Annotated in this window: 15 protein-coding genes; 3 read left to right on the top strand and 12 right to left on the bottom strand. The window is 68.5% G+C overall.

Features of this window, described 5'->3' with window-relative positions:
* Positions 1 to 37: 37 nt before the first annotated feature.
* From era to hrcA, 8 genes are all read right to left on the bottom strand, one after another.
* Positions 38 to 934, bottom strand: coding sequence for a GTPase Era (gene era, locus ABS642_RS02635; protein WP_282216925.1), 897 nt, complete (start codon positions 932 to 934; stop codon positions 38 to 40).
* Positions 927 to 2,222: a hemolysin family protein gene (locus ABS642_RS02630; RefSeq protein WP_282216924.1), complete on the bottom strand. Its 1,296-nt coding sequence runs from the start codon at positions 2,220 to 2,222 to the stop codon at positions 927 to 929. Before ABS642_RS02630 ends, era begins: the two co-directional genes overlap by 8 nt.
* On the bottom strand, positions 2,219 to 2,677 hold the full coding sequence (ybeY, locus tag ABS642_RS02625) for an rRNA maturation RNase YbeY (protein WP_017202321.1): 459 nt from the start codon (positions 2,675 to 2,677) through the stop codon (positions 2,219 to 2,221). The genes ABS642_RS02630 and ybeY overlap by 4 nt, the downstream gene beginning before the upstream one ends.
* A gap of 16 nt (positions 2,678 to 2,693) precedes the next feature.
* Entirely contained in the window at positions 2,694 to 3,719 is a 1,026-nt protein-coding gene (locus ABS642_RS02620) for a PhoH family protein (RefSeq protein WP_350353385.1), read from the bottom strand.
* A gap of 79 nt (positions 3,720 to 3,798) precedes the next feature.
* The gene (locus tag ABS642_RS02615; protein WP_282216923.1) at positions 3,799 to 4,149 is read right to left on the bottom strand and encodes a histidine triad nucleotide-binding protein; all 351 of its coding nucleotides are present in this window, start codon (positions 4,147 to 4,149) and stop codon (positions 3,799 to 3,801) included.
* Between the two features lie 48 nt (positions 4,150 to 4,197).
* Positions 4,198 to 4,926: a 16S rRNA (uracil(1498)-N(3))-methyltransferase gene (locus tag ABS642_RS02610; RefSeq protein ID WP_350352151.1), complete on the bottom strand. Its 729-nt coding sequence runs from the start codon at positions 4,924 to 4,926 to the stop codon at positions 4,198 to 4,200.
* Positions 4,927 to 4,928: 2 nt separating this feature from the next.
* Entirely contained in the window at positions 4,929 to 6,044 is a 1,116-nt protein-coding gene (gene dnaJ / locus ABS642_RS02605; RefSeq protein ID WP_282216921.1) for a molecular chaperone DnaJ, read from the bottom strand.
* A gap of 37 nt (positions 6,045 to 6,081) precedes the next feature.
* A complete protein-coding gene (gene hrcA, locus ABS642_RS02600) occupies positions 6,082 to 7,113 on the bottom strand; it encodes a heat-inducible transcriptional repressor HrcA (RefSeq protein WP_350352150.1) in 1,032 nt (343 codons plus the stop codon).
* A gap of 114 nt (positions 7,114 to 7,227) precedes the next feature.
* Between hrcA and ABS642_RS02595 the strand changes: the two genes are divergently transcribed.
* Entirely contained in the window at positions 7,228 to 8,649 is a 1,422-nt protein-coding gene (locus ABS642_RS02595) for a carboxylesterase family protein (protein WP_350352149.1), read from the top strand.
* A gap of 1 nt (position 8,650) precedes the next feature.
* Here ABS642_RS02595 and hemW read toward each other — a convergent pair whose 3' ends face one another.
* Positions 8,651 to 9,886 (bottom strand): radical SAM family heme chaperone HemW, encoded by a 1,236-nt coding sequence (hemW, locus tag ABS642_RS02590; protein WP_350352148.1) that lies wholly within the window; start codon positions 9,884 to 9,886, stop codon positions 8,651 to 8,653.
* Positions 9,887 to 9,902: 16 nt separating this feature from the next.
* Entirely contained in the window at positions 9,903 to 10,556 is a 654-nt protein-coding gene (locus ABS642_RS02585) for a DUF1990 family protein (RefSeq protein WP_282216917.1), read from the bottom strand.
* 198 nt (positions 10,557 to 10,754) lie between these two features.
* Between ABS642_RS02585 and ABS642_RS02580 the strand changes: the two genes are divergently transcribed.
* Entirely contained in the window at positions 10,755 to 11,162 is a 408-nt protein-coding gene (locus ABS642_RS02580; RefSeq protein ID WP_350352147.1) for a GIY-YIG nuclease family protein, read from the top strand.
* Here ABS642_RS02580 and ABS642_RS02575 read toward each other — a convergent pair.
* Together ABS642_RS02575 and lepA are read right to left on the bottom strand one after the other, a co-directional pair.
* Positions 11,141 to 11,656 (bottom strand): DUF1990 family protein, encoded by a 516-nt coding sequence (locus tag ABS642_RS02575; RefSeq protein WP_350352146.1) that lies wholly within the window; start codon positions 11,654 to 11,656, stop codon positions 11,141 to 11,143. The two genes, ABS642_RS02580 and ABS642_RS02575, sit on opposite strands and share 22 nt — an antisense overlap.
* Positions 11,657 to 11,658: 2 nt before the next feature.
* Entirely contained in the window at positions 11,659 to 13,512 is a 1,854-nt protein-coding gene (lepA, locus tag ABS642_RS02570) for a translation elongation factor 4 (RefSeq protein ID WP_350352145.1), read from the bottom strand.
* Between the two features lie 240 nt (positions 13,513 to 13,752).
* On the opposite strand from lepA, the gene ABS642_RS02565 reads away from it, so the two are divergent.
* Positions 13,753 to 14,736: an ABC transporter permease gene (locus ABS642_RS02565; RefSeq protein WP_282216913.1), complete on the top strand. Its 984-nt coding sequence runs from the start codon at positions 13,753 to 13,755 to the stop codon at positions 14,734 to 14,736.

Raw genomic sequence — 14,736 nt, 5'->3', positions numbered from 1 at the left:
TCTGCCCGCCGCCCTCGGCGTGGTGCCGGAACTCATCTCAGAATCCGAGCCGGCCGAGCTGCTTCGGGTCGCGCTGCCACTCCTTGGCAACCTTGACGTGCAGCCCCAGGAAGACCCGCGTGCCGAGGAGCTCCTCGATGCCCTTGCGCGCACGAGCTCCCACATCACTGAGCCGTTTGCCCTTGTGCCCGATGATGATGGCCTTCTGGCTGTCACGCTCGACCACGATCGACGCGTGGACGTCGGTGAGGTCGGTACCCTCCCGGGGCGCGATGTCGTCGATGACGACCGCGATCGAGTGCGGGAGCTCGTCCCGCACGCCGTCGAGGGCCGCCTCGCGGATCATCTCGGCGATGCGGTCCTCCTGCGACTCGTCGGTGGTCATGCCCTCGGGATACAGGGCGGGCCCCTTCGGCATGAGGCTCAGCACCTCGTCGGCCAGCACCTCGAGCTGGTCCCGCGTCAGCGCGGAGAGCGGGATGACGGCAGCCCAGTCCTCGCGGAGCGCATCGACTTCCAAGAGCCTCTCGGTGATCTCGTCCCGGCCGGCGGCATCCGTCTTCGTGACGATGGCGATCTTCTTCGCCCGCGCATAGCCGTCGAGGGAGGCCGCGATGCGCCGATCGCCCGGGCCCACCTTCTCCGTCGCCGGCACGCAGAACCCGATCACGTCGACGTCGCCGAGCACCTGGTCGACGAGGTCATTGAGGCGCTCGCCGAGCAGGGTGCGCGGCTTGTGGATCCCGGGGGTGTCGACGATGACGAGCTGACCCTCCGGGCGATTCACGATGCCGCGGATGGCACGGCGGGTGGTCTGCGGCTTCTCGCTGGTAATGGCGATCTTCTCGCCGACGAGCGCGTTCGTCAGCGTGGACTTGCCCACGTTCGGCCGGCCGACGAAGGTCACGAACCCGCTTCGGGTGTTCTCAGTCATCGTGTCGTTCTCCCTCGTCCTGCGAAGCGTCGGGCTCCGTTGCCGTGCGTTCCACGAAGACCGTGGCGATTCCTCGACCGCGGCCGCGCGATGCTCCGCCGGTCAGCGCGAGCCCCGAGACCGTCGCGGTCGCACCGGGCTGCGGCACCTGGCCCAGGGCCTTTCCGAGCAGACCGCCGATGGAGTCGACGTCCTCGTCCTCGAGTTCGAGGCCGAAGAGATCGCCCACGTCCTCGAGCGAGAGCCGAGCGCTCACGCGGTACCGGCCATCACCGAGATCGACGAACTCGGCGGATACCTGATCGTACTCGTCGGAGATCTCTCCGACGAGCTCCTCGATGAGGTCCTCGAGTGTCACGAGCCCGGAGATGCCGCCGTGCTCGTCGATCACCAGGCACACGTGCACCGCGTCGCGCTTCATCTGCTGCAGGAGCGTCTCGGCGCGCATCGACTCGGGCACGAACGTGGCAGGGCGGGCGATGGGGCGGATGGATGCCGCGCGCCAGGCGCTGTCGTCGCGGTAGGCGAACTGCACCAGATCCTTCAGGTAGAGCACCCCGACGACGTCGTCGGCGTCGTCGTCCACGACCGGCATGCGCGAGACACCGCGGTTCAGGAACAGGGACATGGCCTCGTCAGTGGTCGCGGTCGCGTCGACGGTCACCATCTCGGTGCGCGGAACCATCACCGCACGGACGAATTGGTCGGTGAAGTCGAACACCGAGTGGATGAGATCCCGGTCGTCCTCTTCGATGAGGTCGTTCGAGGCCGCCTCGTCGACCATGCTGAGCAGCTGGTCCTCGCTCGTGAAGGAGCTGCGCCCGGTGCCCGGGGTGACCCGGTTGCCGAGCACGACGAGCGCCTGAGCGAGAGGGCCGAGGAAGATGCGCAACCCGCGCACGATCGACGCGGTACCGCGGATCATTCCCTCAGCGTGCTGACGGCCGAAGGACCGCGGGCTGGCGCCGACGAGGACGAACGTGATCGCAGTCATCAGCAGCGCGGCGGCGAGCATCGCCCACCAGTTGTTCTCGATCAGGATCGTGAATGCCACGGTCACGAGCACGGCAGCCGTGACCTCGGCCAGGACGCGGATGAACGCGACCGCGTTGACGTGCGCATCGAGGTCGGCGGCGATGCGGCCGAGGGCCTTTGCCCGCCGTCCTTCTGTCGCCATGTCGGCGAGGTTCGCGCGCGAGGCGACGCCGTAGGCGGCATCGATCGCGGCCATCAGACCACCGAAAGCCACCAGGAGCACGGCGGCGATGAGCAGGAGGGTCGCTGTCATCGGCGGCGTTCGGCCGCGGCGAAGCCTTGGATGAGCTCCTTCTGCAGTCCGAACATCTCACGCTCCTCGTCGGGCTCGGCGTGGTCGAAGCCCAGGAGGTGGAGCAGGCCGTGGGTGGTGAGCAGGATGAGCTCGTCCATCAGTGTGTGACCGGCCGCCTGCGCCTGGGTCTCCGCGACCTGCGGGCACAGCACGATGTCGCCGAGCAGCCCCGGAGCGGTCGGACGATCTTCGGTCCCTGGACGCAGCTCGTCCATCGGGAAGCTCAGCACGTCGGTCGGACCCGGCTCGTCCATCCACTGCACATGGAGCGCCTCCATGGCACCCTCGTCGACGAGCACGATCGCCACCTCGGCGTCGGGGCTGACATGCAGCTGTGCGAGGTTGAAGTCGGTCAGCCGCTGGAGCACGGTCTCGTCGACGTCGATCGCCGACTCGTTGTTGATCTCGATCATGACTGTGCTCGTTTCATCAGGAGAGGCCTCGTTTCGGCATCCGGTCACGGGGTCCCGGGCGCTGCGCCCCTCGGCGCTCGGCGCGATTGGCGAACTCCGCCGCCTGCTCGCGTTCGAATCGCTGCGCCGTGCGCTTCTCGTCGTATTCGCTGTAAGCGTCGACGATGCGACCGACGAGGGAGTGGCGCACCACGTCGGCGCTCGTGAGCCGCGAGAAGTGGATGTCGTCGATGCCGTCGAGCACGCGCGTGACGAGTCGGAGTCCCGAGGAGCCCTGCGGGAGGTCGACCTGGGTGATGTCGCCGGTGACGACCATCCGCGTGCCGAAGCCCAGGCGGGTGAGGAACATCTTCATCTGCTCCGGCGTGGTGTTCTGCGCCTCGTCGAGCACCACGAACGAGTCGTTCAGGGTGCGACCGCGCATGTATGCCAGCGGCGCGACCTCGATGGTTCCGGTGGCCATCAGCCGCGGCACGATCTCGGGGTCCATCATCTCGTTGAGCGCGTCGTACAGCGGTCGCAGGTACGGATCGATCTTGTCCGTGAGCGTGCCGGGGAGGAACCCGAGCCGCTCCCCCGCCTCGACGGCGGGACGCGTCAGAATGATGCGGGTGACCTCCTTGCGCTGCAGCGCCTGGACGGCCTTCGCCATCGCGAGATAGGTCTTGCCCGTTCCGGCGGGACCGATGCCGAACACGATCGTGTTCTCCTCGATCGCGTCGACGTACTCCTTCTGCCCGAGCGTCTTCGGCCGGATGACCTTGCCCCGCGTCGTGAGGATGGCCTCGCCGAGAACCTCGCTGGGACGCGGACCGCCCTCCTGCCGCAGCATCCGCGCCGAGTTCGAGACATCGCTCGGAGCCAGGTCGTGACCCGCCCTGGTCATCGCGAGCAGCTCGTCGACAAGGCTCCTGGCTCCGGCGACGGCCTCCCGCGAGCCGCTCAGGGTGATCTCGTTACCGCGGACGAGGACCTGCACATCGCGGTGCTCCTTCTCAAGCATGCGCAGCAGCCGGTCCTGCGGACCGAGCAGCTGTACCATCGCGACGCCGTCGGCGTAGATCTTCTCGACCGACTCGGGCGGGACGCCGCCGAGGCTGCGTTCCTGCGGTTCGTGGTTGTCAGGCACCGACACTCTTCTCCGTCAGTCCGCCGGCCAGCACATGCGCGTGGACGTGGAACACCGTCTGACCGGCGTTCGCGCCGGTGTTGAAGACGAGGCGGAAATCGCCGTCGTCCGTGTGCGTCGCCGCGAGTTCCTTCGCGAAGGCGATCATCTCGGCGAGCAGAGCCGGATCTCCGGCGGCGAGCTCGGCGACGTCGCGGTACTCCGCCGACTTCGGCACCACGAGAAGATGCACGGGCGCCTGGGGCGCGATGTCGCGCAGCGCGAAGACGCGATCGGTCTCACCGAGGATCTCCGCAGGGATCTCCCCGTTCAGAATGCGCGTGAAGATCGAGGGTTCCGTCATGGTGTCAAGTCTACTGACCGTCACGGACCGCGGTCCGTGGGTCCCGGCTCACCAGCGCCCGAGCGCGACCGACAGGACGGCGATCGCCGCAGGACCCGCCGTCGAGGTGCGCAGCACCGTGTCGCCGAGGAGCACGCGCTCCGCACCGGCATCCGTCAGCAGGGCGAGCTCCTCGTCGGAGATCCCGCCCTCGGGTCCGACCACCAGTACCAGGTCGCGCCCGTCCGGTTGAATCGCCGAGAGCCGGACCGATGCCGTCGGATCGAGCAGCAGCACGCGGTCGGTGCTCGCCCGCGCGGCGAGCTGCTTCGTGGTCACCGGTGCGGCGACCTCGGGGACCCAGGCACGGTGCGCCTGCTTCGCCGCTTCCCGCACGATGGTCGCCCAGCGCTCCCGCCCCTTCGCGGCCTTGGGGCCTTCCCAGCGTGACACGCTGCGACCGGCCTGCCACGGCACGACCTCGTCGACGCCGAGCTCGCAGGCGGCCTGCACGGCGAGCTCGTCGCGATCACCCTTCGCGAGGGCCTGCACGAGGACGATCCGCGGCGAGGGTGCCGGATGCTCGATCCGCTCCTCGATGCGCACGTCGACAAGGGACGGCGACACCTCTTCCGCGACTCCGGCGAGCCACACCCCGGAGCCGTCGCCGACCGTGACGGCCTCGCCGACGCGGAGCCGGCGCACCGCGGCCGCGTGCTTCGCCTCGGCGCCGGTCAGCGACACGACGTCTCCGACACGGGCGTCGGTCGATGACGCGACGAGGAAGTGCAGCGCCACGATCAGTGCCCGCGGAACCGGTCGCGGAGCTTGGAGAAGAGTCCCTGCTGGAACTGGGCGAGCTGCGGGCCGGGGGCCTTGGCCTTCTTCGCGAAGTCCTCGATCAGGGCGCGCTGCGCGGAGTCGAGCTTGGTCGGCGTCACGACCTGCACGCCGACACGGAGGTCTCCGCGCTGCGAACCGCGGAGCGGGGTGATGCCCCGACCCTTGATCGTCAGCACGTCACCGGACTGCACGCCGGGGCGGATCTCGAGGTCGACCTCGCCGTCCAGGCCCTGGATCGAGGTCTCCGTGCCGAGGATCGCATCCGACATCGACACCTCGAGGGTCGCGAGCAGGTCGTCGCCCTCGCGACTGAAGGCCTGGTGCGCGTTCACCGACACCTCGACGTACAGGTCGCCGTTGGGGCCGCCGGCCTTGCCGACCTCACCCGAGCCGGGGAGCTGCAGACGGAGTCCCGTCTCCACACCCGCCGGGATGTCCAGCGACACGGTGCGGCGCGAGCGCACGCGCCCCTGGCCGCCGCAGGTGCCGCACGGGAACGGGATCGTGGTGCCGTAGCCCTCGCAGGTACCGCACGGCTGAGAGGTGACGACGTTGCCGAGAAGGCTGCGCACCTGACGCTGCACGTGTCCCGAACCGCCGCAGATGTCGCAGGTCACGGGCGAGGTGCCCTCCTGGCAGCACGACCCCTGACAGGTCTCGCACAGCACTGCCGTGTCGACCTCGATGTCACGGTGCGCGCCGAACACGACGTCACCGAGGTCGAGCGTCACGCGCACGAGGGCGTCCTGACCGCGTTCACGACGAGAACGCGGTCGTCCGCCGCGACCGGCACCCTGTGCCGCGCCGAAGAACGTCTCGAAGATGTCGCCGAAACCGCCGAAGCCGCCGAAGTTGCCGGCCGCGCCGTCGCCCCCGCCCATGTCGTAGCGACGGCGCGAGTCGTCGTCGCTGAGCACGTCGTACGCGTGCGTGACGAGCTTGAACTTCTCTGCCGCCTCGTCGCCCGGGTTCACATCCGGGTGCAGCTGCCGCGCCAGGCGCCGATACGCCTTCTTGATCTCGTCGGTGGAAGCGTCTCGGGACACCCCGAGAACCTCATAGTGGTCCGCCACGATCGCCTTTCTGCGTGTGTCTCTCGTGACCGTCGCCTCAGCGACCGGCCTCGTCCTCGTCGAGCATCCGCGACAGGTAGCGGGCGACCGCCCGCGCCGCCGCGAGATTGCTCGGATAGTCCATGCGCGTCGGCCCCATCACGCCGACCCTCGCCGTCCCGCTGGGGGCGGCGTAGTTGCTGGCGACGATCGACGCCTCGCCGAGACCGAACGGCTCGTTCTCGGTGCCGATGCTCGCGCCGAGCCCCTGCTCGTCGGTCACCATCTCGCCCATCAGCCGCAGCAGCGTGACCTGCTCCTCGATCGCCTCGAGGATCGGATGGATGCTGCCGCGGAAGTCCTGCTCCCGCCGTGCGAGCGTCGCGGCTCCCGCCATGACCAGTCGCTCCTGGCGGAACTCCCCCAGCTCCTCGATGACGACGGCGGCGAGCGTGCGCAGCGCGACGTCCTTCGTCTGGTCCTCGGCGGCGACGAGATTCTGCAGCCGCTCGGCCGCATCGCTCACCGCCTGCCCCGTGATCAGGGCCGAGAGCCGCGCGCGGAGGACGGCGGTGTCGGCGTCGTCCACGTCGACGGGCAACGGCGTCAACCGCTGCGAGACGCCGCCCGCGTCGGTGACGAGGACGATCAGCACGCGATTCGGCGCGAGGGCCACGAGCTCGAGGTGCGTGATGTGCGCGCGAGCGAAGGACGGGTACTGCGCGAGCGCGACCTGGCCGGTGAGCTGCGTGAGCACGCGGACCGTGCGGATCATCAGATCGTCGAGGTCGGTGGGGGCCGTCAGGAACGACTCGATGGCGGTGCGCTGGGCGACGCTGAGCGGTCGCAGCTGCGCGAGATGGTCGACGAAGACGCGGTACCCCTTGTCGGTGGGCACCCGCCCCGAGGAGGTGTGCGGAGCGGTGATCAGCTCTTCGTCCTCGAGCAGCGCCATGTCGTTGCGGATGGTCGCCGCGGAGACGCCGAACGAGTAGCGATCGACGATGGAGCGGCTTCCGACGGGTTCGTGGGTCTCGACGTAGTCCTGCACGATCGCACGGAGAACCTGGAGTCCTCGCTCTGAGACCATCACCTTCCCCTTCCGCCGGTACTCGGACGCTCGCTGGCACTCTGATGTTCCGAGTGCCAATCCTACCCCGCGCAGCCGAGTAAGCCCCGAAAGGCCACCCCTAAGATGGCGCTCATGACGACGACGCCGCCGACCGCGACCCTCTCCGGCGGCACCGTCCGCGGAACTCTCGAGACGGGCATCCGCCGCTTCCGCGGCATCCCCTACGCCGCCGCACCGTTCGGTGCGAACCGATTCCGCGCCCCGCAGCCCGCGACGTCGTGGGACGGGATGCGGGACGCCACCGAGTTCGGTCCCACCGCACCGCAGCTGCCGTACCCCGGTCCGATCGGGGAACTCCTCGGCAGCGTCCGCATCGAGGGCGACGACATCCTCACCGCGAACGTGTGGGCGCCGCAGGATGCCGCCGCCGCGCCGGTGCTGCTGTGGATCCACGGCGGCGCGCTCGAACGCGGCACGGCGGCGCTCGGGCTGTACGACGGCATGCCCTTCGCACGCGCCGGGATCGTGTTCGTGTCGATCAACTACCGGTTGGGGTCCGAGGGCTTCTCGGTGCTCGACGGCGCCCCCCGCAACCTCGGTCTGGAGGATGCCGCGGCCGCCCTCGCCTGGGTCCACCGCGAGGTCGCGGCGTTCGGCGGCGACCCTGGGCAGATCACGGTGATGGGCGAATCGGCGGGAGGGGCGATCGTCGCGGGGCTCCTGGCGAAGGAGCAGTCCCGGACGCTCATCGCGCGCGCGATCATCGAATCCGGACCGCTCGAGGCGCAGGCGGCGCACAAGGCCGGCCGCATCTCCGTGCAGCTAGCGAAGCGACTCGGTGTCCGCCCGGAACGCGGGGCCTTCGCCGAGATCTCGCCCGACCGCCTGCTCGAGGCCAGGCGACAGCACGCCGCAGGATCCTCCCCGCTGGGCGGAGCACCCGGCTTCCAGTTCGCGATCGACGCGGAGAGCCTCCCGCGTTCCCCGCATGAGGTGCTGCCCGACGTCGACATCCCTCTGCTCATCGGCAGCAACACCGACGAGTACCGGCTGTGGTTCCCGCCGGCGGCCCTCGACGGCATCAGCGCACTCAAGCTCCTCGCGGCCCGTCTCGCCCTGCGGATCCCGCGCGCCGCCGTGCAGGCGTACCGCGCGGAGTTCCCCGACGCGTCGACCGGCGAGATCTTCGGGCAGCTCGCGACCGACGTTCTCCTGCGCGCTCCGCTGACGCGTCTCGCTCGGAAGCGGACCGCGCCGACGTACGTGTACGAGTTCGCTTGGAACAGCCCGGTGCGCGACCTCCGCGCGGCGCACGCGCTCGAGCTCGGATTCGTGTTCGACCGGCTCGACGACCCCGAGGCGCAGCGCCTCGCCGGCCCGGACACGCCACGTGAGCTCGCGGCGGAGATGCATGCGGCGTGGGTCGCGTTCGTGAAGACCGGCGACCCCGGGTGGCCGGTGTTCGGCACGGAGCGCCGGACCCGTGTGTTCGACACGACCAGCGCGACGGTTCCGCAACGGCGCACGACCGGATTGGACCTGCTGCCGACCTGAGTCAGTCGGTCAGCTCGCGCACCACCGCGTCGGCCATGAGCCGACCTCGGAGCGTCAGCTGGACGCGGCCCTTCACGGCCGCGACCGGATCGACCAGCCCGTCGGCGATGAGCCCGGCGACCCGCGTACGGTTCGCCGGGCTCACCTCGTCGATCGCGATCCCCTCCCGGATGCGACTGAGCAGCAGGATCCGCTCCAGCAGGCGGGAATCCGCGTCGGGTCGCTCGGTGCCGGCGGCAGGAGATTCGGATGCTGCGAGCCGCTGAGCGTAGGCGGCGGGGTGCTTCACGTTCCACCAGCGGAGACCCGCGACATGGCTGTGCGCACCGGGCCCGAAGCCCCACCAGTCGCTCCCGCGCCAGTAGGCGAGGTTGTGCCGAGACCGGTTCTGCTCTGCAGTCCGGCCGTGGGCGGCACGCGCCCAGTTGCTCACCTCGTACCAGTCGAAGCCGGCGGCCGCGAGGCGGGCATCGGCGAGCTCGTACATGTCGGCCTGCAGGTCGTCGTCGGGCGTCGGAACCTCTCCCCGTCGGATCTGCCTCGCGAGCTTCGTGCCGTCCTCGATGATGAGGGCGTACGCGGAGATATGGTCCGAGTCGAGTTCGAGCGCGGCATCGATCGACGCCTCCCAGTCGGCGAGCGACTCGCCGGGCGCGCCGTAGATGAGGTCGACGCTGACCGCGAGGCCCGCGTCCTTCGCGGCGGCGACCGCCGTGCGCACGTTCTCCGGACGATGAGTGCGGTCGAGCGCGGCGAGCACGTGCGGCACCGCGGACTGCATGCCGATCGAGAGGCGGGTGACGCCGGAGGCCGCGAGAGTGCGCGCGACGTCCGGGGTGACCGTGTCGGGGTTCGCCTCGACCGTGACCTCGGCACCCTCGACCAGACCGAAGGCGGATGCCGCGGCGTCCAGCATCCGCGCCAGATCACCCGCCGGGAGCAGCGTCGGCGTGCCGCCGCCGAAGAACACCGTGTCCATCGGTCGCAGGGCACCGGCCTCGCCCAGCACCCGTGCGGCGAGGTCGATCTCTCCGATCAGCGTGGAGGCGTAGTCCTCCTGCTTGGCGCCCCGCAGCTCGCTCGACGTGTACGTGTTGAAGTCGCAGTATCCGCAGCGCACACGGCAGAACGGGACGTGCAGGTAGGCCGAGAACGGCACACCGAGGTCGATCGGAAGATCGTCGGGCAGCCTGCCGTCGGAGGGCGCGGGATCTCCGAGCGGGAGCGGTCCCGCCATCAGTGGTGTCTCGGCATCAGACGGGCGTCGCGTAGAGCGGGGAGATCGCGCGGAGGTACCGGGCGAACAGCTCGCGCCGACGCCGCTTCACCAGGGCGGGGACGGTGCGGTAGAGCAGGGAGTTCGGTGCGTCGAAAGCACGCACGGTGAACCACACCTCATCGTTGTCCTCGCGCCATTCCACGTCGAACGACTCCTCGCCGCTGACGACGGATCCGCCGACGGTGCCGAGCACGAACCCGATGCGCCGGGTCTCTTCGGTGACCGAGATCACGCGGAGTTCGGAATCGGCGCGCATTCCACCGATGCGCCCCTTCAGGTGGAGGGTCATGCCCGCGCCGACGAACGGCGTGCCCTCGGCGTCGTAGCGAGGCTCGACGTCGTGCTTGCTGGGAGCGATCGGATTGCCCTCGGCGTCGAAGCTCACGCCGGCGTACGCCGGTCCCGGTGCAGGCCGGAGGTCGTCGACGGAGAGACCCGCGGCGCGCTGCGCCGTCCAGGAGAGGAGGGCTTCGCCGGCGGTCTGGAAGCGTTCGGCACCACTGCCGATCCGCCACGAATCCTCTGCCGGGATGCTGCGCTCCGGCGGATACTGCATCAGATCGGGCGCGTGGGTCGCACCCACGGCCGCATAGTCCACCGTGTCGTCTCGGAAAGTCCCGCGCCGCATGAGTTCCAGCCTACTTCGGGTTCCCTGAGTGATCACCCCCCACGCGCCGCATACGGTCACATCCCTGTCCCCGTGAGGCGCTCCCCCGGCTCCCTGAGCCTGTCGAAGGGCCCGCACCCCTGGGTCCCTGAGCCTGTCGAAGGGCCACACGTTATCCACAGCGCCGTCCGGGCACCCGGCCGCGCGGCACGATGAGTAATGCCCTGGACATACATTCTGAAATGCAATGACGGCACCTTCTACACGGGAAGCACGAACGGCGAACTCGAGTCGCGCGTCTGGCAGCACAACCATGACGATCAGTACGCTGCGAACTTCACGCGCAGACGCCGTCCGGTCGTCCTGGCTTATGCCGAGCAGTTCGACACCGTCGACGCGGCATCCCGCCGCGAGAAGCAGATCCAGGGCTGGAGCCGGGCGAAGAAGATCGCTCTGATCGAGCTGAGAGGTCACGACCTTCCTGCGCTGTCCCGGTCGCGAGGCAGCGACGCTTCTACAAGCTCAGCGACCCAGGACGCGAACCCACGAGACGGCGACGCTTCGACAAGCTCAGCGATCCAGGACGAGAAGCGCCGAGGACAACCTCAGCCGGACGTGGGTCCCTGAGCCTGTCGAAGGGCCCGAAGCGCTGCTTCGGCTTCCGCCTGCACGATGCGGACGTACTTCGCGTGCGTGCGGCGCTGCAGGAGCCGCAACGCCGGCGCCATCAACATCCAGAAGAGAGATGCCGGACGGGAGACGGACCGCGCGGTGAACACGCCGTGCTCGTCGATCAGGAAGGACTCCTCGCCGTAGATCGGATGCCCCGGCCTCGTCTCGTAGCCGAACCCGCTCGCATCGGCCCACACCACCCTGATCGGCTCGACGAAGCGGATGCCGAGGAGGCGCTTCGCGAGCACCCCCTCCGCGCCGGGAACGGGTTCCCCGACCGGAACCTCGAACCCCGCACGCCGCTTGAACTCCCAGGACCGGACCAGCGCGGACACGGCTTCGACGGACTCCGGCGGTACGACCGTGGAGTGCTCCACGCCGCGCATCCCGCTCGGCACAGTGTCGAGCGGCCGACGTGTGAGGCCGCGCTCGTATGCCGGGAGCGGCATCCCTACTTCTTGTCCTTGCCGTCGACGTCACCCGAGAGTGCGGCGATGAACGCCTCCTGGGGGACCTCGACGCGACCGACCATCTTCATGCGCTTCTTGCCCTCCTTCTGCTTCTCGAGGAGCTTGCGCTTGCGGCTGATGTCACCGCCGTAGCACTTGGCGAGCACGTCCTTGCGGAGTGCACGGATGGTCTCACGCGCGATGATCCTGGCGCCGATGGCAGCCTGGATCGGCACCTCAAAGTTCTGACGAGGGATGAGTTTGCGCAGCCGCTCCGTCATGAGCGTGCCGTACGCGTACGCCTTCTCGCGGTGCACGATCGAGCTGAAGGCGTCGACCTTCTCACCCTGGAGCAGGATGTCGACCTTCACGAGGTCGGCCTCCTGCTGTCCGGAGGGCTCGTAGTCGAGGGAGGCGTAGCCCTGCGTCTTCGACTTGAGCTGATCGAAGAAGTCGAAGACGATCTCGCCGAGCGGCATGTTGTAGCGGAGCTCGACGCGTTCCTCGGAGAAGTACTCCATGCCGAGCAGCGTTCCGCGGCGCCCCTGGCATAGTTCCATGACCGTGCCGACGTAGTCCTTCGGCAGCAGGATCGCCGCCTTCACCATCGGCTCGGAGACGGATCCGATGCGTCCGTCCGGGTACTCGCTCGGGTTGGTGACCGTGACCGTCTCGCCGGTGTCGGAGGTGAGCACCTCGTAGATCACGCTGGGCGCGGTGGTGATGAGGTCGAGACCGAACTCGCGTTCGAGGCGCTCCGTGATGATCTCGAGGTGGAGAAGACCGAGGAATCCGCAGCGGAAGCCGAAGCCGAGCGCGACCGAGGTCTCGGGCTCGTACGCGAGCGAGGCGTCGGAGAGCTTGAGCTTGTCGAGCGCCTCGCGGAGCTCGGCGTAGTCGCTGCCGTCGATCGGGTAGACACCCGAGAAGACCATGGGCTTCGGATCGGTGTAGCCGGGAAGCGGCTTGTCCGACGGCCGGCGCGCCGTGGTGACGGTGTCGCCGACCTTCGACAGACGCACGTCCTTCACACCGGTGATGAGGTACCCGACCTCGCCGACGCCCAGACCCTTGGTCGGTGTCGGTTCCGGGCTCGAGACGCCGACCTCCAGCGCCTCGTGGTTCGCGCCGGTCGACATCATCTGGAGGCGCTCGCGCGGCGCGAAGCTGCCGTCGATCATGCGCACGTAGGTGACGACGCCGCGATAGGAGTCGTAGACCGAGTCGAAAATCATCGCGCGGGCAGGGGCATCCGCGTCACCGGTGGGCGGCGGGATCTCCTTCACCAGCCGGTCGAGCAGCTCCTCGACACCGACGCCGGTCTTGCCGGAGACGCGCAGCACATCCTCGGGCTTGCCACCGATGAGTGAAGCGAGCTCTTTCGCGTACTTCTCGGGGTCGGCGGCCGGCAGGTCGATCTTGTTGAGCACCGGGATGATGTGCAGGTCGTTCTCGAGAGCCAGGTAGAGGTTCGCGAGCGTCTGGGCCTCGATGCCCTGCGCCGCGTCGACGAGGAGGATGGCGCCCTCGCATGCCGCGAGCGATCGGGACACCTCGTACGTGAAGTCGACGTGGCCAGGTGTGTCGATCATGTTGAGCGCGAAGGTCTCGCCCTCGATCTCCCACGGCATCCGCACCGCCTGGCTCTTGATCGTGATGCCGCGCTCGCGCTCGATGTCCATGCGGTCCAGATACTGCGCGCGCATGTCACGGTCGGAGACCACTCCGGTGATCTGGAGCATGCGGTCGGCGAGAGTCGACTTGCCGTGATCGATGTGGGCGATGATGCAGAAATTGCGGATCTGCGCGGGCGGCGTCGCGGCAGGCTGAAGAGGAGTGAGGGCGCGTGGTGACATGTCCCGTCGATTCTACGGTCAGGGCAGGCTAATGCTCGATTCGCCCCAGGTGCTGATATTCTGCCGAGGTTGCCCGGGAGCAATCCGTGACACCGGATCCCGAGAGCGATAGGACTCCGTCACAGACCTCGTGCAGGGCGTCGCGTCGCGCAAAGAGGTGGATGGTGATTGAATGTCTACCCGGCTCAGCGTTGCGTCGGCGATCCCGCGCATCTCTGTAGAAGAGAAAGAATCATCACCTTGATCAAGTATCTCGTGCGCCGTGCACTCGGCTGGCTGCTCATGATCGTGGTCGCGACGAACATCACGTACTTCCTGGCGTGGGGGTTCCTCGACCCGCGCAGCAATTACGTGGGTCGACGTCCGCCGCTGACCGAAGAGCAGATCGTCAACACGCTCGCTCCGCGCAACCTCAGCGACACCGTTCCGCTCATCGAACGGTGGTGGACCTGGCTCACCGGCATCCTTCTCCGCTGGGACTGGGGCGTCAGCCCCACGGGAGGCTCGGTCAACGAGCAGGTCGCGTACCGGATGTGGGTCAGCGCCGAGCTCGTCCTGGGTGCGACGATCCTCACGACCGTGCTCGGAATCGCGCTGGGCGTCTACACCGCCTCGCGTCAGTACAAGCTCGCCGACCGGATCGGTCAGGCGACCAGCATCATCACGATGAACATCCCGATCGTCGTCGCGGCATTCGCGATCGTGCTCCTCGCGATCGGTCTGAACGACGCCACCGGCGTCCGCATCTTCTACGTGACGGGCAACGCGAGCCGAGGTGTCGAAGGCTTCTTCCCCGTCCTCATAGACGTCCTCCAACATCTGACCTTGCCGACGATAGCTCTCGTGGTGATCGGCTACGCCGGCATCCACTTCCTGCAGCGGTCGCTCCTCCTCGACAACATCGGCGCCGACTACGTGCGCACGGCACGAGCCAAGGGGCTGACGAAGCAGCAGGCGATCCGCAAGCACGCCCTGCGCACCTCGCTGATCCCCGTCGCCACGCAGGTCGCCTTCACGATCCCCGCCATCTTCACCGGGGCGGTCCTCACCGAGACGATCTTCGCCTGGAACGGCATGGGCAAGTACTTCATCGAGACCATCACCAAGAACGACATCCACGGCACGGTCGCGGTCGCGGCCTTCGGTGCCGTGCTCACCGCGATCGGCGCCATCCTCGCCGATGTCGCCGTGGTGGTGCTCGATCCTCGAGTGAGAGTGAGCTGA

It is taken from the genome of Microbacterium sp. A8/3-1, assembly GCF_040267695.1.
GTDB lineage: Bacteria > Actinomycetota > Actinomycetes > Actinomycetales > Microbacteriaceae > Microbacterium > Microbacterium luteolum.
Note: the sequence above shows the minus strand (reverse complement) of the source record. Positions and strands in the feature narration are given on the sequence as shown.